This window comes from Serratia sp. KH_031 (genome assembly GCF_057839655.1).
In genome coordinates this window covers 326,043-351,319 of record NZ_CM174496.1, presented here as the reverse complement: position 1 = coordinate 351,319, position 25,277 = coordinate 326,043, and the positions used below count along the sequence as shown (strand labels likewise).

14 protein-coding genes, 2 tRNA genes and 4 rRNA genes are annotated in these 25,277 nt (G+C 51.2%); 4 read left to right on the top strand and 16 right to left on the bottom strand.

Annotated features, from left to right (window positions below; all coding sequences use genetic code 11):
- Window positions 1–77: 77 nt before the first annotated feature.
- Together AC3ISQ_RS01555 and metH are read right to left on the bottom strand one after the other, a co-directional pair.
- A complete protein-coding gene (locus AC3ISQ_RS01555; protein WP_489350233.1) occupies window positions 78–644 on the bottom strand; it encodes a glycerol-3-phosphate responsive antiterminator in 567 nt (188 codons plus the stop codon).
- A gap of 43 nt (window positions 645–687) precedes the next feature.
- The gene (gene metH / locus AC3ISQ_RS01550; RefSeq protein WP_489353083.1) at window positions 688–4,374 is read right to left on the bottom strand and encodes a methionine synthase; all 3,687 of its coding nucleotides are present in this window, start codon (window positions 4,372–4,374) and stop codon (window positions 688–690) included.
- Between the two features lie 147 nt (window positions 4,375–4,521).
- On the opposite strand from metH, the gene iclR reads away from it, so the two are divergent.
- On the top strand, window positions 4,522–5,352 hold the full coding sequence (iclR, locus tag AC3ISQ_RS01545; RefSeq protein WP_489350232.1) for a glyoxylate bypass operon transcriptional repressor IclR: 831 nt from the start codon (window positions 4,522–4,524) through the stop codon (window positions 5,350–5,352).
- 259 nt (window positions 5,353–5,611) lie between these two features.
- Window positions 5,612–7,426 carry a phosphogluconate dehydratase gene (gene edd, locus AC3ISQ_RS01540; protein WP_489350231.1) on the top strand — a complete coding sequence of 605 codons (1,815 nt, stop codon included), beginning with the start codon at window positions 5,612–5,614 and terminating at the stop codon, window positions 7,424–7,426.
- Between the two features lie 7 nt (window positions 7,427–7,433).
- Here the strand turns inward: edd and aceK are convergent, their stop codons facing one another.
- From aceK to AC3ISQ_RS01490, 10 genes are all read right to left on the bottom strand, one after another.
- Window positions 7,434–9,182: a bifunctional isocitrate dehydrogenase kinase/phosphatase gene (gene aceK / locus AC3ISQ_RS01535; RefSeq protein WP_489350230.1), complete on the bottom strand. Its 1,749-nt coding sequence runs from the start codon at window positions 9,180–9,182 to the stop codon at window positions 7,434–7,436.
- Window positions 9,183–9,240: 58 nt separating this feature from the next.
- Window positions 9,241–10,548, bottom strand: coding sequence for an isocitrate lyase (aceA, locus tag AC3ISQ_RS01530; protein ID WP_489350229.1), 1,308 nt, complete (start codon window positions 10,546–10,548; stop codon window positions 9,241–9,243).
- Window positions 10,549–10,671: 123 nt separating this feature from the next.
- Window positions 10,672–12,270, bottom strand: a complete 1,599-nt coding sequence (aceB, locus tag AC3ISQ_RS01525; RefSeq protein ID WP_489350228.1) for a malate synthase A — start codon at window positions 12,268–12,270, stop codon at window positions 10,672–10,674.
- A gap of 373 nt (window positions 12,271–12,643) precedes the next feature.
- Window positions 12,644–13,573: a homoserine O-succinyltransferase MetA gene (gene metA, locus AC3ISQ_RS01520; RefSeq protein ID WP_489350227.1), complete on the bottom strand. Its 930-nt coding sequence runs from the start codon at window positions 13,571–13,573 to the stop codon at window positions 12,644–12,646.
- Window positions 13,574–13,756: 183 nt separating this feature from the next.
- Window positions 13,757–13,872: ribosomal RNA gene (gene rrf / locus AC3ISQ_RS01515) — 5S ribosomal RNA — on the bottom strand.
- 41 nt (window positions 13,873–13,913) lie between these two features.
- Window positions 13,914–13,989, bottom strand: a tRNA-Thr gene (locus AC3ISQ_RS01510).
- Window positions 13,990–14,002: 13 nt separating this feature from the next.
- Window positions 14,003–14,118, bottom strand: a 5S ribosomal RNA gene (gene rrf, locus AC3ISQ_RS01505).
- 108 nt (window positions 14,119–14,226) lie between these two features.
- A 23S ribosomal RNA gene (locus AC3ISQ_RS01500) occupies window positions 14,227–17,234 on the bottom strand.
- Window positions 17,235–17,479: 245 nt separating this feature from the next.
- A tRNA-Glu gene (locus AC3ISQ_RS01495) sits at window positions 17,480–17,555 on the bottom strand.
- Between the two features lie 172 nt (window positions 17,556–17,727).
- A 16S ribosomal RNA gene (locus AC3ISQ_RS01490) occupies window positions 17,728–19,269 on the bottom strand.
- The 16S, 23S and 5S rRNA genes sit together here with 2 tRNA genes alongside, the layout of an rRNA operon.
- Window positions 19,270–19,873: 604 nt before the next feature.
- Here AC3ISQ_RS01490 and purH point away from each other — a divergent pair.
- Both purH and purD read left to right on the top strand, forming a co-directional pair.
- Window positions 19,874–21,463 (top strand): bifunctional phosphoribosylaminoimidazolecarboxamide formyltransferase/IMP cyclohydrolase, encoded by a 1,590-nt coding sequence (gene purH, locus AC3ISQ_RS01485; protein ID WP_489350226.1) that lies wholly within the window; start codon window positions 19,874–19,876, stop codon window positions 21,461–21,463.
- 14 nt (window positions 21,464–21,477) lie between these two features.
- Window positions 21,478–22,761, top strand: a complete 1,284-nt coding sequence (purD, locus tag AC3ISQ_RS01480) for a phosphoribosylamine--glycine ligase (RefSeq protein WP_489350225.1) — start codon at window positions 21,478–21,480, stop codon at window positions 22,759–22,761.
- Between the two features lie 33 nt (window positions 22,762–22,794).
- Here purD and AC3ISQ_RS01475 read toward each other — a convergent pair whose 3' ends face one another.
- The 4 genes from AC3ISQ_RS01475 to nfi all read right to left on the bottom strand — a co-directional run bounded on the left by AC3ISQ_RS01475 (window position 22,795) and on the right by nfi (window position 25,271).
- Window positions 22,795–23,466: a DUF1481 domain-containing protein gene (locus AC3ISQ_RS01475; RefSeq protein ID WP_489350224.1), complete on the bottom strand. Its 672-nt coding sequence runs from the start codon at window positions 23,464–23,466 to the stop codon at window positions 22,795–22,797.
- Between the two features lie 34 nt (window positions 23,467–23,500).
- On the bottom strand, window positions 23,501–23,776 hold the full coding sequence (hupA, locus tag AC3ISQ_RS01470) for a nucleoid-associated protein HU-alpha (RefSeq protein ID WP_489350223.1): 276 nt from the start codon (window positions 23,774–23,776) through the stop codon (window positions 23,501–23,503).
- 188 nt (window positions 23,777–23,964) lie between these two features.
- Window positions 23,965–24,555 (bottom strand): YjaG family protein, encoded by a 591-nt coding sequence (locus AC3ISQ_RS01465; RefSeq protein ID WP_489350222.1) that lies wholly within the window; start codon window positions 24,553–24,555, stop codon window positions 23,965–23,967.
- An 11-nt stretch (window positions 24,556–24,566) separates the two neighbouring features.
- Complete coding sequence (gene nfi, locus AC3ISQ_RS01460; protein ID WP_489350221.1) at window positions 24,567–25,271, bottom strand: deoxyribonuclease V; 705 nt, start codon at window positions 25,269–25,271, stop codon at window positions 24,567–24,569.
- Window positions 25,272–25,277 lie beyond the last annotated feature (6 nt).

The window sequence follows — 25,277 nt, the reverse complement described above, 5'->3', positions numbered from 1 at the left end:
TGATGACCATAATACTGGTCACTGGGAGTCACAATGCCCATTTAAATGGGCATTGTGCTGAAATGGGAGAACAGTCACTACAACTTTAACTTCCACACATCGTGGTTGGTGGTGGAGACGGCGACCGCTCCGGCTTTTAACGCGGTTTGTGCATCGTCTTCATCACAAACCAAGCCACCAGCAATAATCGGTAGATCGATCTTCTCCGCAACCCAGCCTAAAACTTTCGGCATACAGCCGGGCAGGATTTCGATGCAGTCTGGCGTTGATTGCGCGACCTGTTTGTCAATATTGTGGAATGAGATGGAATCCAGCAAAAACAGGCGGTGGATGGCGTAAAAACCCTGTTGGCGTGCGGCTTTAACCATCGAGGTTTTGGTACTGATAATGCCATCAGCCGCGGTGACGATCTTGAGGAAGTTAATCACGATCTCTTTGTTCGAACTGCCTTCCAGCAGATCAACATGTACAAAGGCGTATTTCCCCGCTTCTTTGATCTGCTGCACAATGCGGCCAATATTGCAGATGTTGCCGTATAACACCGAAATAATCTGGCAGTCTGATTTCACCGCCACTTGCAGACTTTCGTTATCTTTTACCGCCGCAATCACCGGATGCAGCTTTAACAGCTCAATAATCGACACGGTTTTCCCTTAATAAACCCCCTCATGGCGAGGGGGAAGTTAATTAATCAGCATCATAACCGAGATTAGGCGCTAGCCAGCGTTCAACCTCGCTGACGCTCATGCCTTTACGTGCGGCGTAGTCCTCAACCTGATCGCGTTGGATCTGAGCCACGGCGAAGTATTTACTGTCTGGATGACTGAAGTACCAGCCGGAAACCGCCGCGCCCGGCCACATGGCGAAGGACTCGGTCAATTCCATACCGGTATGGCGATTAACATCCAGCAAACGCCAAATTTCGGCCTTTTCAGTATGTTCCGGGCAGGCCGGATAGCCCGGAGCCGGACGAATGCCTTGGTAATTCTCGCGGATCAGCTCTTCGTTACTCAGATTCTCATCAGCAGAGAAGCCCCAATGCAGCTTACGTACCTGTTCATGCAGGTATTCGGCGAAAGCTTCCGCCAAGCGATCTGACAAAGCTTTCACCATGATCTTGTTGTAATCATCGTGCTGGGCATCGTAAGCCGCGGCCAACGCATCTTCTTCCAACCCGCCGGTCACGGCAAAAGCGCCAAAGTAATCGGCCTTACCGCTACTTTTCGGCGCAACAAAATCCGCCAAACAGTAGTTGGCGAAGTCGGTTTTTTCCGTTTGCTGACGCAGATGACGGCTCACCACCAGCACATCGTCACGCTGTTCATCGCGATACACTTCCACATCGTCGCCAACGCGGTTAGCCGGGAACAAGCCATAAACACCACGCGGATTCAGGCTGCGGTTAGCGGACAGCATATCCAGCATCTGATTGGCATCGGCAAACAGGCGTTTGGCTTCCTCGCCCACCACTTCATCCTCCAAAATGCGCGGATATTTACCTGCCAACGACCAGGTCATAAAGAACGGCGTCCAGTCGATGTAATGGCGTAGCGTTTCAATACTGGCTTCAACCGGGAATACACCCAATTGGTTTGGCACTGGTGGCGTATAGTTTTCCCAATCTATCTGCGTGGCGTTGGCTCGTGCTTTTTCCAAACTGACTGGCGGAGTACGCGGTTTTTTGCGCCCATGCTGAATACGCACGGTTTCATATTCTTTGCGAGTACGAGCCACGAAATCATCGCGTTGAGTAGCCGACAGCAACGCCGAAACCACGCCAACAGTACGTGAGGCATTCTGTACGTAAGTGGTGGAACCGCTGTAGTTTTGTTCGATCTTCACCGCAGTATGCGCTTTAGAAGTGGTGGCTCCGCCGATCAGCAACGGCAAGGTAAAGCCCTGACGTTCCATCTCTTTCGCCACGTTGACCATCTCATCCAGAGACGGGGTGATCAAACCAGACAGTCCGATGATATCGACCTTCTCTTCACGCGCGGTTTTCAGGATCTTGTCCGTCGGCACCATGACGCCTAAATCGATAATTTCGTAGTTATTACATTGCAGCACCACGCCGACGATGTTTTTACCGATGTCGTGAACATCACCTTTGACGGTCGCCAGCAAGATTTTCCCGGCAGAAGATCCTTTCTCCTTGCTCGCCTGAATGAATGGCTCCAGATAGGCCACCGCTTGCTTCATCACGCGGGCGGATTTCACCACCTGCGGTAGGAACATTTTGCCTTCACCGAACAGATCGCCAACCACGTTCATCCCCGCCATCAACGGTCCTTCGATCACTTCGATCGGACGCGGTGCCTGCTGACGCGCTTCTTCGGTGTCCGGCTCGATAAACTCGGTGATGCCTTTTACCAACGAATATTCCAGTCGTTTTGCCACTGGCCAGCCGCGCCATTCCGCTTGCTGCACATCCGCTTCTTTGTCTTTGCTGCCGCGGTATTTTTCCGCCAGCTCCAACATGCGCTCGGTACTGTCGTCACGGCGGTTAAGGATCACGTCTTCGACGGCATCGCGCAATTCAGCGCTAAGATCGTCGTAGATCGCTAACTGACCGGCGTTGACGATCCCCATGTCCATGCCGTTGCGAATGGCGTGATACAGAAAGACTGCGTGGATCGCCTCACGTACTGGATCATTGCCACGGAATGAGAAGGAAACGTTAGACACACCGCCGGAAATCATCGCGTGTGGCAGATGTTTTTTGATGTCGCCGCAGGCTTCGATAAAGTCGACGGCGTAGTTGTTGTGCTCTTCGATACCGGTCGCAACGGCGAAAATATTCGGATCGAAAATAATATCTTCCGGCGGGAAACCGACCTTTTCAGTCAGGATTTTGTAGGCGCGACGGCAGATTTCAAACTTACGCTCGCGGGTATCCGCTTGCCCCACTTCGTCGAATGCCATCACCACCACCGCAGCGCCATAACGGCGCACCAGTTTGGCATGGTGAATAAAGGCTTCTTCACCTTCTTTCATCGAGATCGAGTTAACAATGCCCTTGCCCTGAATGCATTTCAGGCCTTTTTCGATCACATCCCATTTGGAGGAGTCGATCATGATCGGGACGCGAGCGATGTCCGGTTCGCCGGCGATCAGGTTGAGGAAACGCGTCATCGCCGCTTCGGCGTCGAGCATCCCTTCATCCATGTTGATGTCGATAATCTGCGCGCCGCTTTCTACCTGCTGGCGTGCCACGTCCAGCGCTTCGTCGTATTTATCTTCTTTAATCAGTCGTTTAAAACGTGCCGAACCGGTGACGTTGGTACGCTCACCGATATTCACAAACAGCGTGTTGCCATCGATAGTCAGTGGCTCAAGGCCAGACAGTCGGCAGGCGACCGGAAGTTTCGGCAACTGACGTGGCGGCACACCGGCTACAGCTTCAACCATCGCCGCGATATGCGCCGGCGTTGTGCCGCAGCAACCGCCGATGATGTTCAAGAAACCGGCCTGCGCCCATTCCTTCACCTGTTTCGCCATCTCTTCGGCGTCGAGATCGTATTCACCAAAGGCGTTCGGTAAACCAGCGTTCGGGTGCGCGGTGACGTAAGTTTCAGAAATTCGGGATAACTCAGAGACATACTGACGCAGTTCATCCGGCCCCAACGCGCAGTTAAGACCAAAAGTGAGAGGCTCGACGTGACGCAAAGAGTTATAAAACGCTTCGGTGGTTTGACCGGAAAGCGTGCGTCCAGAGGCGTCGGTAATGGTGCCGGAAATCATGATTGGCAGTGATACACCCAACGCTTCGAATTCGGTTTGCACCGCAAAGGCGGCGGCTTTAGCATTCAGGGTATCAAAGATGGTTTCAATCATGATCAGATCAACGCCGCCTTCCACCAGCGCGCGAGTCGATTCACGATAGGCTGCAACCAGCTCATCAAAAGAAACATTACGGAATGCCGGATCGTTAACTTTAGGCGAGATCGACGCGGTACGGTTGGTCGGCCCGAGGACACCTGCCACGTAACGCGGCTGATTTGGCGTGCGCACCGTCCATTCATCGGCACAGGCTCGCGCCAAACAAGCGGCTTGATAGTTAATCTCGGCAGACAACGACTCCATATGATAGTCGGCCATAGCGATGGTGGTGGAGTTGAAGGTATTGGTTTCAAGAATATCCGCACCCGCTTCCAGATAACCATGGTGAATAGCACTGATCACGTCTGGTTTAGTCAGTACCAGCAGATCGTTGTTGCCTTTCAGATCGCTCTGCCAGTCGGCAAAACGCTCACCACGGAAATCTTGCTCCTCCAGCTTGTAACTCTGGATCATGGTGCCCATACCGCCGTCCAACACTAAAATGCGCTGCGCGAGCTGCTGGCGCAGTTGTTCTACTCGATTCGTCACTGTCATTACCCAATCTGCCGTATGCTTATTGAGCCATCCTAGCACAGCTTGTTGCAGCAAAGTTGCCGGGTGCTGTTGAGAGTTTTTCACCTTGCTATTACGATTAAAAAAACGAAAATGAATTCCATGATACGGAAATAAGGATAAACCATTATGGCTACGCCGACTCCCGCCAAACGCGGTAAAAAGCCTCGCACCGCCGCTCCGACAGCCAGTGCAGCAACCGGCCAAGTACAGTCGCTGACTCGTGGGTTGAAATTATTGGAATATATTGCCGAAGCGCAGGGGAATGTGGCGCTAACCGATTTGGCGCAGCAAGCCGGATTACCTAATTCCACCACTCACCGTTTGTTGACCACCATGCAACAGCAAGGCTTTGTGCGTCAGGTCGGCGATCTCGGGCTGTGGACGATGGGTGCGCACGCCTTTGTGGTCGGCAGTAGCTTCTTGCAAAGCCGTAACCTGTTGGCGATGGTGCATCCGACGCTGCGCCGCTTGATGGAAGAATCCGGCGAGACGGTCAATCTGGCGGTGTTGGATACTAGCGAATACCAGGCGGTGATTATCGATCAAGTGCAATGTACCGCGCTGATGCGGATGTCAGCGCCGATCGGCGGCAAGTTACCTATGCATGCCTCCGGTGCGGGCAAGGCGTTTCTCGCCACGTTACCAGACGATCAGGTCACCAAACTGCTGCATAAAAAAGGGATGCACACCTATACCCCGCGCACTCTTACGCCGCACAATCTGAAAGAAGGCTTGGCACAAATCCGTAAACAGGGTTTTTCCTTTGATGATGAAGAACATGCGCTCGGTTTACGCTGCGTAGCAGCCTGCATTTTCGATGAGCATCGGGAAGCGTTCGCCGCTATTTCCATTTCTGGCCCGATATCGCGAATTACCGACGATCGCGTGACCGAGTTGGGTGCTTTGGTGATCCATGCAGCTAAAGAAATTAGCCTCGAGTACGGCGGAGTGCGCTAAAAATATCTCCCCTTTCATACCGAAGGGGGCTTCTGTTGCTCTACTGTAAAATTCTGTCTAAGTATTGTTTCCCGCCTGCGTAAAAACATGAATGAGATCACAGTTAACGATCCTGCTGACGAAAGCCGATTGCCATGGTCAAAAATTACCCCGAAAATGTTACCGGTAACTTTACTGTAACGCTAAACCAAAAATCGATGCGTAACAGATTTACCTACCAGGGTTTAAGCAAAATCATAATGATAAATAAGGGGAAAACATGAAAAACTCAACCCTATCACGAGTCACCCAACGCATCATCGAACGCTCCAAAAACAGCCGCGCCACCTATCTGGCACGCATCGAAGCCGCCCGTTCTAAAACGGTTCACCGTGCCCAATTGGCTTGCGGTAATCTGGCTCATGGCTTCGCGGCCTGCCAGCCAGACGATAAAAACGCGTTAAAAAACATGGTGCGCAGCGATATTGCCATCATCACGTCCTATAACGACATGCTTTCCGCCCACCAGCCTTATGAACATTATCCGCAGAAATTGAAGCAGGCCTTGCACGCGGTCGGTGCCGTTGGGCAAGTCGCTGGTGGTGTTCCCGCCATGTGCGACGGCGTGACGCAAGGGCAAGATGGCATGGAGCTATCGTTGATGAGCCGCGATGTGATCGCCATGTCTACCTCCGTCGGTCTGGCACACAACATGTTCGACGGCGCGCTATTCCTCGGTATCTGCGACAAGATCGTTCCGGGGTTAGTGATGTCAGCACTGTCCTTTGGGCATCTGCCAGCCGTATTTGTCCCAGCAGGCCCAATGAGCAGCGGCCTACCAAATAAAGAAAAAGTCCGTGTGCGCCAACTGTATGCCGAAGGCAAAGTCGACCGTCAAGCACTGTTGGAAGCCGAAGCGGCCTCGTATCACAGTATCGGCACTTGCACCTTTTACGGTACCGCCAACACCAACCAAATGGTGATGGAAGTGATGGGCTTACACTTGCCAGGCGCTTCGTTTATCCACCCTGACACACCGCTGCGTGATGCCTTAACCGACGCTGCTGCTCGCCAAATCACCCGCCTGACGGAAACCAGCGGCAACTATCTGCCAATCGGTCAATTAGTTGATGAAAAGGTGGTGGTTAACGGTATCGTGGCACTGCTCGCCACTGGTGGCTCTACTAATTTGACCATGCATTTAGTAGCCATGGCACGGGCAGCGGGCATTATCATCAATTGGGATGATTTCTCCGAGCTTTCCGACGCCATCCCATTGCTGTGCCGCATTTACCCGAATGGCCCGGCGGATATCAACCAGTTCCAAGCTGCAGGCGGCGTGCCACTGGTGGTGCGCGAATTGTTGAAACAAGGGTTGCTACATCAGGATGTCCAGACCGTGGCTGGTTTTGGTCTGGAACGTTATACCCAAGAACCGTGGCTGAATAACGGCCAATTGGCATGGCGTGAAGGGGCGGAACAGTCGCTGGATAGCAGTGTCATTGCCAGCATCACGCAACCTTTCGCCCATCACGGCGGCACCAAAGTATTGACCGGTAATCTGGGCAGAGCGGTGATGAAAACCTCCGCCGTTCCCACAGACAACCAAATCATTGAAGCCCCTGCCGTCGTGTTCAACAGCCAGCATGACATCATGCCCGCCTTCGAGGCCGGTCAGTTAAACAAAGACTGTATAGTCGTTGTGCGCTTCCAAGGGCCGCAGGCCAACGGGATGCCTGAGTTACATAAACTGATGCCACCGTTGGGCGTGTTGATAGATCGCGGTTTCAAGGTAGCATTAGTGACCGATGGCCGCCTATCGGGAGCCTCCGGTAAGGTGCCATCCGCCATCCACGTTACACCGGAAGCCTATAGCGGCGGTCTACTGGCGAAGGTGCAAGATGGCGACCTGCTAAGAGTGAACGGTCAGACCGGCGAGTTAACGCTGTTAGTTGACGAAGCCAAATTGGCACAACGTCAACCTTATCAGCCAGACCTGAGTGCCGAGCACGTTGGTTGTGGACGTGAGTTGTTTGGCGCCTTGCGCAGTCAACTTTCCGGTGCCGAACAGGGTGCTTGTTGTATTAAATTTTAGTGAGAATTCACGTCGCCCCTGTGGTAATCACAGGGGCAATACGCTGACTAAAACGCTGTTTTTTTCGGTAGGCAAATACATCTTCCACATGCCCTTCTCTGATCCGTTGCTGTAAGCCGCGCCAGTAATTGGCTTCGAACAAATCGCTGTGTAGCTCTTCAAATATCCGCCGAATGCGTCTATCGCTACACAAAAAGTGGCGAAACTCTTCCGGGAAAACGTCGTTGGGCGCAATGCTGTACCAAGGCTCGCTGGCGAGTTCGTCTTCTGGGTAACGCGGCGGTGGAATATCGCGGAAATTCACCTCGGTCATGTAGCAAATTTCGTCGTAGTCGTAGAACACCACTCGACCATGGCGCGTTACACCGAAGTTTTTGAACAGCATGTCGCCGGGGAAAATATTCGCCGCCGCCAACTGTTTGATAGCGTTACCATATTCTTCAATCGCATCATGCAGTTGTTGTTCGTTGGCTTGCTCTAGATACAGATTAAGCGGCGTCATGCGGCGTTCCATATACAGGTGTTTAATCGCCAAGCGGTCGCCTAAATCCTCCAGCTTTTCCGGCACTTCGCGCTGTAACTCCGCCAGTAACTCCGGGCTAAGACGTGCTTTATCGACCACGAAGTTTTCGTATTCTTGGGTATCGGCCATCCGACCAACGCGATCGTGCTCTTTAACCAACTGGTAGCAAGCCATTACCTGCGCCTGTGTGACTTCTTTTTGCGGAGCGAATTGGTCTTTGATCACCTTGAACACGCGATCAAACGACGGCAAAGTGAATACCAACATCACCATCCCTTTCACTCCCGGCGCAATAATAAACCGATCTTGTGATTGCGCCATAAAGGTCAGATATTCGCGATAACACTCTGTTTTTCCGTGCTTTTGGCAACCAATCGCCATGTACAGTTCAGCGGTAGTTTTACCCGGCAGGATTTCACGTAGCCATTCCACCATCGCGGCTGGCAGCGGAGCGTAAACCATAAAATAGGAACGTGCGAAACCAAAGACAATGCTGGCTTCGGCCTTGCGGGTCAGGCAGGTATCAATAAACAGCTCACCTTCATCACTACGGTGGATTGGCAGTAAAAATGGATGAACCTCATCGCCTAAACGTAGTTTGCCGACTAACCATCCAGCTTTATTGCGATAAAACAGTTCATTGGCAATCTGGAAGGTCGCGTCAGACAGTTGTTGTGCGCTGAATGCCTGTTGCAGCGCCTGACTGACATAGTGAATATCACGCGTTAGATTTTCCCACGGTAGCCTCAGCGGCAGATCACTTAATAGGCTGCGCAACATGGCGGGGAGATCGCCGTTAGGCATAAAATCCCGCGCTAGCGGGCGTGGAATATCGCGAAAACGCCGTTCGGGTTGCGAACTGAAGACGAACAGTTTTTCCGGCGACAAATCACGGTGTTTGAACAACCGGCAATAGACTGAGTTAAAAAAGCTTTCGGCGATTTCGAAACGCGGATATTCCGGCAATAAATCGGTGTAAACCGCTTTCACCCGGTTAGTGAAATCGGCATCAAAGTACTTCTGACCAGTGATGCACTTCAGTTGCTCAACCACCAAACCGACATGATGATCGTAAAGATGGATACGCTTTTTCATCGCCTGCTGCACCGCTGGCCAATCCGCCTGCTCGAAACGCTGTTGCGCCCCAGCGGTCACTTCCAGAAATCGGCCATATTGCGCATCAAAGCCTTGCAGGATCGTTTGAGCGATCAACAGTTCCAGTTTTTCCGCCATCCACCTCTCCTCGCAACAGGACGACAGAGCCTACAAATGTAGGCTCTGAATCACTTCATCAGAACTGCTGTTCTTCCGTCGAACCGGTCAATGCCGTCACCGATGAAGCACCGCCTTGAATAATGGTGGTCACTTTATCGAAGTACCCAGTACCCACTTCTTGCTGGTGCGAGGCAAAAGTATAACCACGGTTAACTGCGTCAAATTCTGGCTGTTGCACTTTCTCGACGTAATGCTTCATACCTTCGCCTTGTGCATAAGCGTGCGCCAGATCGAACATGTTGAACCACATGCTGTGGATGCCCGCCAAGGTGATGAACTGGTATTTGTAACCCATCGCCGACAGCTCTTCTTGGAAGCGAGCAATCGTGGCGTCATCAAGATTCTTCTTCCAGTTGAATGATGGCGAACAGTTATAAGCCAGCAATTTCCCTGGGAATTTGGCATGAATAGCATCAGCAAAACGCTTGGCCAGTGCGAGATCTGGCGTTGAGGTTTCACACCACACCAGATCGGCATAGGGTGCGTAGGCCAAACCACGGCTGATGGCTTGTTCGATCCCCGCATGGGTACGGAAGAAACCTTCGCTGGTGCGCTCCCCGGTAATGAATTGGCTGTCGTAAGTATCGCAGTCAGAGGTGATCAAATCAGCAGCGTCGGCATCAGTACGGGCGATCAACAGTGTCGGGACACCGAGCACGTCAGCAGCTAAGCGCGCGGCGACCAGTTTTTGGATCGCCTCCTGGGTTGGTACCAACACTTTGCCCCCCATGTGACCACATTTCTTCACTGCAGCCAGTTGATCTTCGAAATGCACCCCGGCCGCACCAGCTTCAATCATCGATTTCATCAGCTCGAAAGCATTCAATACACCACCAAAACCGGCTTCAGCATCGGCGACAATCGGTAAGAAGTAATCGGTGTAACCTTTGCTACCCGGTTCAATCTTGTTCGCCCATTGGATCTGATCGGCACGACGGAAAGTATTATTAATACGCTCAACCACCGCGGGAACGGAATCTACCGGATACAAAGATTGGTCCGGGTACATGGCGGATGCAGTGTTAGCATCGGCCGCAACCTGCCAACCAGACAAGTAAATGGCTTCAACACCCGCTTTCGCCTGCTGCAATGCTTGTCCACCAGTCAACGCCCCAAGGCTGTTGACGTAACCTTTGCGCGATTTTCCGTGCAGCAATTCCCACAGTTTCGCCGCCCCATGCTGTGCCAGCGTACACACCGGATTCACCGAGCCACGCAGGTTAATCACATCTTCTGCACTGTATGGGCGAGTAATGCCTTCCCAACGAGCCGATTTCCATTCCTGTTCCAGTTGTTGGATTTGCTGGGTACGAGAGGTTGTCATAATGCTTATCCTTTCAATAATGTAGGGTTAAATAAACAGGTAGAACCTAGCGTTATGAGCGTAGCGAGTTTGGGGGCGTGTCCAATCCCAAAATAGCCAGCGTAATAGCCAGATTTACCGGTTTTAGGCCAACAGCTCGTAGCCCGGTAAGGTCAGGAAATCGATCAGTTCATCTGAAACGGTAATTTTCTCCATCAGGCGTGCGGCCTCGGTAAAGCGCCCATGACTGAAACGCTGCTCGCCGAGTTCTTCTTGAATAACGAGAACTTCTTCAGCCAGCATCTGACGGAATAGGGCTTTGGTCACCAGTTGGCCGTTACTGAGAGATTTTTCATGGTGGATCCACTGCCAAATTGAGGTGCGCGAGATTTCTGCCGTCGCGGCATCTTCCATCAAACCATAAATCGGTACGCAGCCGTTACCCGAGATCCATGCTTCGATGTATTGCACCGCAACGCGGATATTGGCGCGCATTCCCGCTTCGGTACGTTCACCGTCACAAGGCTCCAGTAACTGAGCAGCAGTGATTGGCGCATCGTTTTCGCGCGTCACTTCCAGTTGGTTTTGACGAGCGCCTAAAATACGGTCGAAAACTTCCATCACCGTATCCGCCAAGCCGGGGTGCGCCACCCAAGTGCCGTCGTGACCGTTGTTGGCTTCCAGCTCTTTGTCCGCACGAACCTTATTCAGCACCAGAGCATTTTTCTCGGTATCTTTGCTCGGGATAAACGCCGCCATACCCCCCATCGCGAAAGCGCCGCGCTTGTGGCAGGTTTTGATCAGCAAACGCGAATAAGCACTCAGGAATGATTTGTCCATTGTGACCGACTGACGATCCGGTAATACGCGATCGCCGTGATTCTTCAATGTTTTGATATAACTGAAGATGTAATCCCAACGGCCGCAATTCAGTCCGACGATATGATCTTGCAGAGCGTGAAGAATTTCGTCCATCTGGAACACAGCAGGTAAGGTTTCAATCAATACCGTGGCTTTGATAGTGCCACGCGGCAGGGAGAAACGCTCCTCGGTAAAGCTGAACACTTCACTCCACCAAGCCGCCTCCTGCCAAGATTGGGTTTTCGGCAGATAGAAATAGGGACCACTGCCTTTCTCCAGCAAAGCCTGATAGTTATGGACGAAATACAAAGCGAAGTCGAACAACCCACCAGGAATAGCTTCGCCTTGCCATTTCACGTGTTTTTCTGGCAGATGCAGGCCACGAACACGGGCGATCAGTACCGCTGGATTAGGCTTCAACTGATAAACTTTACCGGCTTCATTGGTATAGGAAATCGTGCCATTCACCGCATCACGCAAATTGATTTGGCCATCGATCACTTTGTCCCAACTCGGTGCCAATGAATCCTCAAAATCCGCCATGAAGACTTTAACGTTGGCGTTCAGAGCATTAATCACCATCTTGCGCTCAACCGGCCCGGTAATTTCTACTCGACGGTCACGCAGATCGTCAGGTATTCCACGGATTTTCCAATCATCACTTCGAATGGAATTAGTTTCCGAAATAAAATCAGGAAGCTCACCGCGATCGATTTTTTCCTGCCAGCAGGCACGCGCAGCCAATAGCTTGTTGCGCTGTGGAGTAAATTTACCCACCAGTTCCGCTAAGAATTCGACCGCGTCATCCGTTAACACCTGTCGCTCAGCAGCGGTAAAAACCTGCGTAAACGTTAACTCCGTGCCTACCATCTGTTGCGTCATTGTCTTGCTCCTTCCTATCGTTCCCTCCCGCCATTACTGTTGGAAAGGTTAATTTTCATTAGAAATTACTGCGATTGAGGATATCTAAAACGAACTTCAACTGGTCGGATGTCATGCCGTTTGATCTAAGAATACTCAACTAAAATTAAAAATCAAAAACGATTTCCATTTTTTAATTAAATATTTTATTAATTGTTTGTTATCAATTGGTTAATTAATGATGAGGAAGGAATAGATAAGGAAACCGGTTTCAATATATATTGATATATATTTAACCAATTGTTTTATTTGAATTAATGTGGGTAAAAATGAGAAGAGTAGCAACAGAAGGAGGAGCGGCGGCCTCAATTCAGCCACCGTTTGGCAACAAATGCTAGTCGAGTGAAGGGGTCATCTGGCGCAGATCAAATGGTGTGATCTGATAAACGTAATAGTTCAACCAGTTGGAGAACAGCAAGTGACCGTGACTTCGCCACGAGGCTTTCGGTGTCAGTTCAGGATTATCTGAGGGGAAGTAATTTAAAGGAATCGTCGGGTTAAGGCCTGCATCATTATCACGACAATATTCCCCTGCCAGCGTTAATGTATCGTATTCCGGGTGACCGGTAACGAATGCTAAACGCTTATCCTTACTGGCAAACAGATAAGCCCCTGCTTGGTCTGATTCTGCCAAAATATCCAGATCGGTATATTGGCGGATAATTTCAGTCGGGAAATCAGCATAACGCGAATGGGGTGCCAAGAAACTCTCATCAAAACCGCGAGTCAACAATGCATGTTGCTGTAACGTTTGATGATGATAGACGCCAGATAGTTTCGTTTCTCGCGTCAGCTTAGGGATGCCGTACAGGATATTCAACGCAGCCTGAACCGCCCAACAGACAAACAACGTTGAGGTAACATGGTTCTTAGCCCAATCGATAATACGTTCGATCTGCGGCCAATAGGCGACATCGCAGAAATCTACTAACCCCAATGGCGCTCCAGTAACAATCAGCCCATCAAAATTTTGATCCTGAACATCTTCAAAATCACAGTAAAAATTGTTCAAGTGCTCGGCAGGCGTGTTTTTTGATTCGCGACTATCGATGCGCAGCAATTGAATATCGATCTGTAACGGAGAATTGGAAAGTAAGCGTAGAAACTGGTTCTCAGTTTCTATCTTTTTGGGCATTAGATTAAGGATCAGCACCTTCAATGGCCTGATTTCCTGTGTCTTTGCACGTGAGGAGGTCATGACAAAAACATTCTCATCGCGCAAAAAATTAACCGCAGGGAGCTCATCAGGAACACGAATTGGCATTGCTTAACCCTCACATATCCGTTTAGACTTCTAGATGCCCGAAGATACCGTTTTTTATCTAGGATGTCGAGTATTCAACCAGAAGGTGAAAATGTTTCATTACGCAGAGGCAGTTTGAGAAGATTTTATTAACTGAAAAGCAAAAAGCCCTACGCTTTCACGTAGGGCTTATGCTTATTTGGTGCTTGGCAGTGTCCTACTCTCGCATGGGGAGACCCCACACTACCATCGGCGCTACGGCGTTTCACTTCTGAGTTCGGCATGGGGTCAGGTGGGACCACCGCGCTATTGCTGCCAAGCAAATTCTTTTTGGCCGAACTTCTAAACTACTTCAATAAAGTGGTGCTGATACCCAGAGTCGAACTGGGGACCTCACCCTTACCAAGGGTGCGCTCTACCAACTGAGCCATATCAGCACACAAATTTGATGCCTGGCAGTGTCCTACTCTCGCATGGGGAGACCCCACACTACCATCGGCGCTACGGCGTTTCACTTCTGAGTTCGGCATGGGGTCAGGTGGGACCACCGCGCTATCGCCGCCAGGCAAATTCTGTTTCAATCAATCCGCTTCACTTTCGTAAAGCCAATCAATCCAATCTGTAAACTCGCTGAAAATTAAAATACAATCTCACCAAAACACCTTCGGTGTTGTAAGGTTAAGCCTCACGGTTCATTAGTACTGGTTAGCTCAATGCATCGCTGCACTTACACACCCAGCCTATCAACGTCTTAGTCTTAAACGTTCCTTTAGGGACCTAAAAAGTCCAGGGAAGACTCATCTCGAGGCAAGTTTCGCGCTTAGATGCTTTCAGCGCTTATCTCTTCCGCATTTAGCTACCGGGCAATGCCATTGGCATGACAACCCGAACACCAGTGATGCGTTCACTCCGGTCCTCTCGTACTAGGAGCAACCCCTCTCAATCTTCCAACGCCCACGGCAGATAGGGACCGAACTGTCTCACGACGTTCTAAACCCAGCTCGCGTACCACTTTAAATGGCGAACAGCCATACCCTTGGGACCTACTTCAGCCCCAGGATGTGATGAGCCGACATCGAGGTGCCAAACACCGCCGTCGATATGAACTCTTGGGCGGTATCAGCCTGTTATCCCCGGAGTACCTTTTATCCGTTGAGCGATGGCCCTTCCATTCAGAACCACCGGATCACTAAGACCTACTTTCGTACCTGCTCGAGCCGTCACTCTCGCAGTCAAGCTAGCTTATGCCTTTGCACTAACCTCACGATGTCCGACCGTGATTAGCTAACCTTCGTGCTCCTCCGTTACTCTTTGGGAGGAGACCGCCCCAGTCAAACTACCCACCAGACACTGTCCTCAATCCAGATTATGGACCAGAGTTAGAACATCAAACATTAAAGGGTGGTATTTCAAGGTTGGCTCCACGCAGACTGGCGTCCACGCTTCAAAGCCTCCCACCTATCCTACACATCAAGGCTCAATGTTCAGTGTCAAGCTATAGTAAAGGTTCACGGGGTCTTTCCGTCTTGCCGCGGGTACACTGCATCTTCACAGCGAGTTCAATTTCACTGAGTCTCGGGTGGAGACAGCCTGGCCATCATTACGCCATTCGTGCAGGTCGGAACTTACCCGACAAGGAATTTCGCTACCTTAGGACCGTTATAGTTACGGCCGCCGTTTACTGGGGCTTCGATCAAGAGCTTCGCATTGCTGCTAACCCCATCAATTAACCTTCCAGCACCGGGCAGGCGTCACACCGTATACGTCCACTTTCGTGTTTGCACAGTGCTGTGTTTTTATTAAACAGTTGCAGCCAGCTGGTATCTGCGACTGGCTTCAGCTCCGAGAGCAAGTCTCTTCACCTAATGCCAGCGTGCCTTCTCCCGAAGTTACGGCACCATTTTGCCTAGTTCCTTCACCCGAGTTCTCTCAAGCGCCTGAGTATTCTCTACCTGACCACCTGTGTCGGTTTGGGGTACGATTTGATGTTACCTGGAGCTTAGAGGCTTTTCCTGGAAGCTTGGCATCAACTACTTCATCACCGTAGTGACTCGTCATCACGCCTCAGGGTTCGATAAGAGAACGGATTTACCAATTCTCTCCCCCTACACGCTTAAACCGGGACAACCGTCGCCCGGCTAGCCTAGCCTTCTCCGTCCCCCCTTCGCAGTAACACCGAGTACAGGAATATTAACCTGTTTCCCATCGACTACGCTTTTCAGCCTCGCCTTAGGGGTCGACTCACCCTGCCCCGATTAACGTTGGACAGGAACCCTTGGTCTTCCGGCGTGCGGGTTTTTCACCCGCATTATCGTTACTTATGTCAGCATTCGCACTTCTGATACCTCCAGCAGCCCTCACAGACTACCTTCTACGGCTTACAGAACGCTCCCCTACCCAACGAACGTATCCTTAAAACGCCTTACGTTTATCAGCCCGCAGACCGACTCAACGTTTTTGTGGCTTGAACGTGCCGGCTTCGCCGTCACGTTAAGCGTTTTAAGTGATACGTTCGCTGCCGCAGCTTCGGTGCATGGTTTAGCCCCGTTACATCTTCCGCGCAGGCCGACTCGACCAGTGAGCTATTACGCTTTCTTTAAATGATGGCTGCTTCTAAGCCAACATCCTGGCTGTCTATGCCTTCCCACATCGTTTCCCACTTAACCATGACTTTGGGACCTTAGCTGGCGGTCTGGGTTGTTTCCCTCTTCACGACGGACGTTAGCACCCGCCGTGTGTCTCCCGTGATAACATTCTTCGGTATTCGGAGTTTGCATCGGTTTGGTAAGCCGGGATGGCCCCCTAGCCGAAACAGTGCTCTACCCCCGAAGATGAGTTCACGAGGCGCTACCTAAATAGCTTTCGGGGAGAACCAGCTATCTCCCGGTTTGATTGGCCTTTCACCCCCAGCCACAAGTCATCCGCTAATTTTTCAACATTAGTCGGTTCGGTCCTCCAGTTAGTGTTACCCAACCTTCAACCTGCCCATGGCTAGATCACCGGGTTTCGGGTCTATACCTTGCAACTAGACGCCCAGTTAAGACTCGGTTTCCCTACGGCTCCCCTATTCGGTTAACCTTGCTACAAAATATAAGTCGCTGACCCATTATACAAAAGGTACGCAGTCACCCCCATAAAGAAGGCTCCCACTGCTTGTACGTACACGGTTTCAGGTTCTATTTCACTCCCCTCGCCGGGGTTCTTTTCGCCTTTCCCTCACGGTACTGGTTCACTATCGGTCAGTCAGGAGTATTTAGCCTTGGAGGATGGTCCCCCCATATTCAGACAGGATGTCACGTGTCCCGCCCTACTCATCGAACTCACAATTCATGCCTCTTCGTGTACGGGACTATCACCCTTTACTGTGCGACTTTCCAGACGCTTCCACTGACACACAAACTGATTCAGGTTCTGGGCTCTTCCCCGTTCGCTCGCCGCTACTGGGGGAATCTCGGTTGATTTCTTTTCCTCGGGGTACTTAGATGTTTCAGTTCCCCCGGTTCGCCTCATACGACTATGTATTCATCGTATGATAGTGCAACGAATTGCACTGGGTTTCCCCATTCGGGTATCGTCGGTTATTGCGGTTCATATCACCTTACCGACGCTTATCGCAGATTAGCACGCCCTTCATCGCCTCTGACTGCCTAGGCATCCACCGTGTACGCTTAGTCACTTAACCTCACAACCCGAAGGTGTCTTCTGTAAACAGAGAACACATCGTGCTGTAAACATTTGAGAGACTCTATGACGGGTTAATCCTTATCCCAATACTGCTACGGAGGGATAAGTTTCAGCCGTCATGTTTCAATTTTCAGCTTGTTCCAGATTGTTAAAGAGCAAATATCTCAAACATGACTCCTGTGTATTTCAACAGAATCAGTTTTGAGATACTGAATGATAATGACTTTCACGCATTATCGGAAATGGCGTCCCCAAGGGGATTCGAACCCCTGTTACAGCCGTGAAAGGGCAGTGTCCTAGGCCTCTAGACGATGGGGACCCGAAATTGGCTTATCGAATCACCGATTCGATAATTTCGGGTAAGGGCGAGATTTTTCCACGAAAAATCGAGCGACAATCTTATTTGTCACTGCCCTCACCTCAAGGTGGTGCTTGCTCATTAATTTCATCAGACAATCTGTGTGGACACTGCACAGTCAAACATCTTTAGGTAAGGAGGTGATCCAACCGCAGGTTCCCCTACGGTTACCTTGTTACGACTTCACCCCAGTCATGAATCACAAAGTGGTAAGCGCCCTCCCGAAGGTTAAGCTACCTACTTCTTTTGCAACCCACTCCCATGGTGTGACGGGCGGTGTGTACAAGGCCCGGGAACGTATTCACCGTAGCATTCTGATCTACGATTACTAGCGATTCCGACTTCATGGAGTCGAGTTGCAGACTCCAATCCGGACTACGACGTACTTTATGAGGTCCGCTTACTCTCGCAAGTTCGCTTCTCTTTGTATACGCCATTGTAGCACGTGTGTAGCCCTACTCGTAAGGGCCATGATGACTTGACGTCATCCCCACCTTCCTCCAGTTTATCACTGGCAGTCTCCTTTGAGTTCCCGGCCGAACCGCTGGCAACAAAGGATAAGGGTTGCGCTCGTTGCGGGACTTAACCCAACATTTCACAACACGAGCTGACGACAGCCATGCAGCACCTGTCTCACAGTTTCCGAAGACACAGCTCTATCTCTAAAGCCTTCTGTGGATGTCAAGAGTAGGTAAGGTTCTTCGCGTTGCATCGAATTAAACCACATGCTCCACCGCTTGTGCGGGCCCCCGTCAATTCATTTGAGTTTTAACCTTGCGGCCGTACTCCCCAGGCGGTCGATTTAACGCGTTAGCTCCGGAAGCCACGCCTCAAGGGCACAACCTCCAAATCGACATCGTTTACAGCGTGGACTACCAGGGTATCTAATCCTGTTTGCTCCCCACGCTTTCGCACCTGAGCGTCAGTCTTTGTCCAGGGGGCCGCCTTCGCCACCGGTATTCCTCCAGATCTCTACGCATTTCACCGCTACACCTGGAATTCTACCCCCCTCTACAAGACTCTAGCTTGCCAGTTTCAAATGCAGTTCCCACGTTAAGCGCGGGGATTTCACATCTGACTTAACAAACCGCCTGCGTGCGCTTTACGCCCAGTAATTCCGATTAACGCTTGCACCCTCCGTATTACCGCGGCTGCTGGCACGGAGTTAGCCGGTGCTTCTTCTGCGAGTAACGTCAATGCTGAATGCTATTAACATCCAACCCTTCCTCCTCGCTGAAAGTGCTTTACAACCCTAAGGCCTTCTTCACACACGCGGCATGGCTGCATCAGGCTTGCGCCCATTGTGCAATATTCCCCACTGCTGCCTCCCGTAGGAGTCTGGACCGTGTCTCAGTTCCAGTGTGGCTGGTCATCCTCTCAGACCAGCTAGGGATCGTCGCCTAGGTGAGCCATTACCTCACCTACTAGCTAATCCCATCTGGGCACATCCGATGGTGTGAGGCCCTAAGGTCCCCCACTTTGGTCCGTAGACGTTATGCGGTATTAGCTACCGTTTCCAGTAGTTATCCCCCTCCATCGGGCAGTTTCCCAGACATTACTCACCCGTCCGCCGCTCGTCACCCGAAGAGCAAGCTCTTCTGTGCTACCGCTCGACTTGCATGTGTTAGGCCTGCCGCCAGCGTTCAATCTGAGCCATGATCAAACTCTTCAATTAAAAGCTTGATTTGCTGCCACTCGTGCAGCGATGCTCAAAGGTTACTGTATGAATTTTACTTCATGTGTCACTCTTCAAGGCTTGATATTCATTTGATGCTCGAAAGCATCTGGATATCATCTTGTGAGTGCCCACACAGATTGTCTGATAAATTGTTAAAGAGCAGTGAGTTACGCGCTTTCGCTTGCTAACTCGAGGTGGCGTATATTACGCTTTCCTCTTTCAGAGTCAACCCTAATTTTCAGGTTTTTTCTCTTCCGACCCCGGAGACTCTGTGAAGTTGTTCACATGTTCCCTGTCGATGGAGGCGCATTATAGGGAGTTCCACGCAGGCCGCAACAGGTATTTTCCACAAAAATGACTGTTTGCTGCATTCCACAGCAAAACCCGGCTTTATACCCTGTTTTGCACAAACTTATCCACAGAACGCATTTCTACAGAAAATTAACGAGCGTCACGCAAACGTTTTCGCTACAATTCCACGCGAAAAATGATCCCCCTTAATATGGGGGCGTTATCTGAATCTCTTCCTTTTACCTTCTATATAGAGAAAAGATTCACGTAACGCTCTTTTATTGCGACTCAAAAGCCAAGGGATAAAACCATGCAACAACCTCGTCCAATCCGCCGAGCGCTGCTCAGCGTTTCTGACAAAGCCGGTATCGTCGAATTCGCGCAAGCGCTTGCACAGCGTGGCGTAACACTTCTTTCTACTGGCGGCACAGCTCGCCTGTTGGCTGACGCAGGCCTCTCTGTTACCGAAGTTTCCGACTACACCGGTTTTCCGGAAATGATGGATGGCCGAGTGAAAACCCTACATCCAAAGGTGCATGGCGGTATTTTGGGTCGTCGCGGTCAAGACGATGCGATCATGGATCAACATGCGATCCAGCCGATCGATATGGTAGTTGTTAACTTGTACCCATTCGCTCAAACCGTCGCACGCCCTGATTGTTCGTTGGAAGATGCGGTTGAAAATATTGATATCGGCGGCCCGACAATGGTGCGTTCCGCGGCCAAGAACCACAAAGACGTCGCGATCGTGGTTAAGAGCAGCGACTACTCCACTATCATTACCGAGATGGATAACAATAATGGTTCCCTGCTGTTCAAGACCCGTTTCGATCTCGCAATCAAAGCCTTTGAGCACACCGCGGCCTACGACAGCATGATCGCCAACTACTTTGGCGCACTGGTTCCGGCTTATCACGGTGACACCGAACAACCTTCTGGCCGTTTCCCTCGCACCCTGAACCTGAACTACATCAAAAAGCAGGATATGCGTTACGGCGAAAACAGCCACCAGCAAGCCGCCTTCTATATAGCAGAGAATGTGCAAGAAGCTTCTGTCGCTACCGCCGAGCAGTTACAAGGTAAAGCGCTGTCTTACAACAACATCGCTGATACCGATGCTGCGCTGGAGTGCGTGAAAGAATTTGCCGAACCCGCCTGCGTGATCGTCAAACACGCCAACCCATGTGGTGTAGCGATCGGCGCTGACATTCTGGCGGCTTACGAGCGCGCTTACCAAACGGACCCAACTTCAGCCTTCGGTGGCATCATTGCTTTTAACCGCGAGTTGGATGCAGTAACTGCGCAGGCGATCATTAGTCGCCAGTTCGTTGAAGTGATTATTGCACCAAGCATCAGCCAAGAAGCACGCAATTTGCTGGCAGCCAAACAGAACGTTCGCGTTCTGGCTTGTGGTCAATGGCAGCAGCGCGTTGCCGACCTAGATTTCAAACGCGTTAACGGCGGCCTGCTGGTGCAAGATCGCGATCTGGGTATGGTGACCGAAGCGGATCTGCGTGTGGTTTCTGAACGTCAGCCAACGACTCAAGAGCTACGTGATGCCCTGTTCTGCTGGAAGGTGGCTAAATTCGTGAAATCCAATGCCATCGTCTATGCACGCGACAACATGACTATCGGTATAGGCGCCGGCCAGATGAGCCGCGTTTATTCCGCTAAGATCGCCGGGATCAAAGCCGCCGATGAAGGTTTGGAAGTAAAAGGCTCCGCGATGGCCTCCGACGCCTTCTTCCCGTTCCGCGATGGCATCGATGCCGCCGCCGCAGTAGGCATCACCTGCGTGATTCAACCGGGCGGTTCGATTCGTGATGACGAAGTGATCGCCGCCGCGAACGAACACAGCATTGCGATGATCTTCACCGATATGCGTCATTTCCGTCATTAATTGTGGAGCAACAAATGAATATTTTGATTATCGGCAACGGTGGGCGTGAACATGCGCTGGCGTGGAAAGCCGCTCAATCTCCGCTAGCGGATAAGGTCTATGTCGCTCCAGGTAACGCCGGTACAGCATTGGAAGCCAATCTGGAAAATGTCGCTATCACGGCGACCGATATTCCCGCATTAGTAACCTTTGCCAAAGAAAATGACATCGACCTGACCATCGTTGGTCCAGAAGCTCCGTTGGTGATTGGTGTGGCCGATGCTTTCCAAGCCGCAGGCCTGAAAATCTTCGGCCCATCGCAAGCCGCCGCTCAATTGGAAGGCTCCAAAGCCTTCACCAAGGATTTCTTGGCTCGCCACAATATCCCAACATCGGAATATCAGAACTTTACCGAAGTCGAGCCCGCTTTGGCTTATGTTCGTAGCAAAGGCGCCCCGATCGTTATTAAAGCCGATGGTCTGGCGGCTGGTAAAGGGGTCATCGTCGCGATGACCTTGCAAGAAGCCGAAGACGCGATTCAGGATATGTTGGCAGGTAACGCGTTCGGTGACGCCGGTCACCGCATTGTGGTTGAAGAGTTTCTTGATGGCGAAGAAGCCAGTTTTATCGTGATGGTCGATGGCGAGAACGTGGTGCCAATGGCCACCAGTCAGGATCACAAACGTGTCGGTGACGGTGATACCGGCCCGAACACGGGCGGTATGGGCGCCTACTCCCCGGCTCCGGTCGTTACCGATGAAGTCCACCAGCGTGCCATGGATCAGGTGATCTGGCCCACCGTGCGCGGTATGGCGGCGGAAGGTAATACCTATGTCGGTTTCCTGTATGCCGGGTTGATGATTTCCAAAGACGGTCAACCGAAGGTGATCGAGTTCAACTGCCGCTTTGGCGATCCTGAAACCCAGCCTATCATGCTGCGTCTACGTTCTGACCTAGTTGAACTCTGTTTGGCTGGCGCCGAGGGTAAATTGGGTGAGAAAACCTCTGAATGGGACGATCGTCCGGCGCTCGGTGTGGTGTTGGCTGCCGGTGGTTACCCAAGCGATTATCGTAATGGCGATGTGATCCACGGTTTGCCGCAGCAGGAAAGTGCCAATGGCAAAGTGTTCCACGCTGGTACGCGGATGCAGGGTGATGATGTCGTCACCAGCGGTGGGCGTGTGCTCTGCGTCACAGCCTTGGGTGACACCGTGGCACAGGCTCAGCAACGTGCTTATCAACTGGCAGAAGGTATTCAGTGGCAGGACAGCTTCTGCCGCAAGGATATTGGCTATCGCGCGATCGCACGCGGCAAATAATCTGACCGTCTGTAGGACGTAATCCGCTGCGTCCTACAGCGTATTTTCCTTCGGTTCCCAACGGCAAAAATCTTCGTTTGCCACCAGCAACAATTCACTGCCTTCAGGTGCCGCCAGCCAAGCAATATTCACTGGTTGGCTACTGCTATTTGCTCGCCGTTCTACCCAAGCAGTGGAACTACCATCTAACTCTGGTTTTACGCTATCACCATTACAGGTTTGCACCACACCATGTTGCCAACGCCCCTGCAATAATTTGACGTTACCCACACGCTGGGCATCGGTCAGTGCCAAAATACGCCGCGCCTGATTTTGGTAGCGGGCAATATCGTCACTGGAAAGTTGTTCACGACGCGTCGCCAACTGACGTTGCATAAAGCTCACCGAGCCATCGGCGGTAAAACGCAGCAGGATGGAATCTCGATCACCATCGGCATCGGTACGCTTAATCTGGCTTAATACGCCGTTTTGATACTCATACAGTGTCGTTATCGTACCTGGTCCACTGTAAGGGCTGTAGACGCTCATCACCACCAACGGGCGCTGTTGTTCGTCATCTTTGCGCCACAGACGAACCACGCCTTGATCAGCCACATAGCCGCTAGCGGTAAAGGTGGGAGGATCTTCATTCCAGCTACAAGCGCTCAAGAGACTGGCAATACCCATCGCTGTGAGCGCTCGACGGACAAACAAAAGGGGCGTCATCGCCCCTCTGTTTAATCTTTTCACTAACACGCAATTATGACTTAACAGCGTCTTTCAGTGCTTTGCCAGAAACGAACGCAGGCACATTAGCTGCTGCGATTTTGATTTCTTTACCAGTTTGTGGGTTGCGGCCAGTGCGCTCAGCACGATGATTCACTTTGAAAGTACCGAAACCAACCAATTGTACTGCTTCACCACCTTTCAGAGACTCAGTAATTGCGTCCAGAGTAGACTCCAGAGCCAGTTTAGCCTGTGCTTTGGAAAGGTCAGCTTTATCCGCGATTACATCAACCAGTTGAGTCTTGTTCATAAGTTATCCTTACAGTGTGTTTATCGTTTGCAAAGCATCGAGTGCGACGGATATGCCGATGGACAGCACTCCCTGCATACACGCACCGATAGCCACTTTTTTTACGCCCCCCAAATGTAGACCAGACAGGGTGCGGATGTGAAGCCTTAAGGCACAACAAATCAGGCGTTAAATCACGTTTTCTTGCCTTATTGCGTTAAATTTATACCAATGTTGCTAACGCCAGCCTCGCGCAAGTCAGATCGTAACCCTTTGATCAGTTCTAAGTCACGCTCTTCACAGTCAGCCAACAGGCGGAAAATTTCCCATTGGATGTCCCATTCTTCCTCGATGGCGGGTATCACTTTCAGCTCTTCATCGGTCATTTCTTTGCCAGCTTGGGTCATTTCCAACATCGCCACGGTGCGAATTGACGTTTCGCTAACCGCGATGGCGTGTTCCAGCGTCTCGCCGCTAAGACGTGAATGGATCAGTTCACCTAATGCGATACAGGCGTCGATCGCCGGGTAAACGCCGTAAAGATCGTAATCTTCTGACGACGGGATCGCCTCTTCCAGTTTCTCAAGCTGACTATCGAAGTTCACTTTGGCATCTTTCACCACCAAAGTTTCCCATACCAAATCCAAGATACGGCGATAAATAGCAGGCTCACCAAACTCAGTTTTCAAACAGAAAGCCTGATAGTTCGGATACATACGCTCGCACAAACAGGCCATAAAGGTCAAATGTTGCCAGCTTTCTAGTTTTTCCAGCCGTAAATGAATCGGGTTACGTAACATTATTTTGTCTCTTAGGCGTTATCTGCGGCGCAGTGTAACCGATCCGGATGCTGCTGTAACCAGCGTAGGAAGGCCGGACGGCGTGAGGCAATGGCATCGGCCCAGCGAGTCGGCTCAGGTAAACGGTAGCCCTGCGTACAGCGTTGCACCCACGCAAGCGCACTATCAGCGCTGACACGATGTCCGGTAGAAATAAACAATGGGTTACAGCGTGCTTTACTGCGCCACACCCAACCGAGTTGCTCACCTTTATCTTCCAATGAGGATAGCGCCCCGACAGAAGTCTCTAATGGCGCAAACTTGCCACATAAACGCTTTTTTGCCACTCCGATGGTAGGAACGTCCACCAGCAAACCGAAATGGCTGGCGACACCTAACCGACGAGGATGCGAAATACCATGACCATCGACAAATAGCAGGTCAGGTTTCTGTTGTAATTGCTCCCAAGCGGCGAGCAATGCTGGATATTCGCGAAATGACAAAAAACTGGGGATATAAGGCAAGGTGGTGCTGATGCGGGCAATCTGGTATTCCACCAGTTCTAATGAAGGGTAACGTAAGATGGCAATAGCGGCGCGAGTGATCGCGCCCTCTTGTTCAAAACCTACATCGGCACCCGCGATAAACGCGGGTGGGTTACACAGAAAATCATCGTGGCGGATAACATCGGTCGCGCGCTGGAGTTGTTCCGCACGCAATGCCTGAGTATCAATCACGTTATC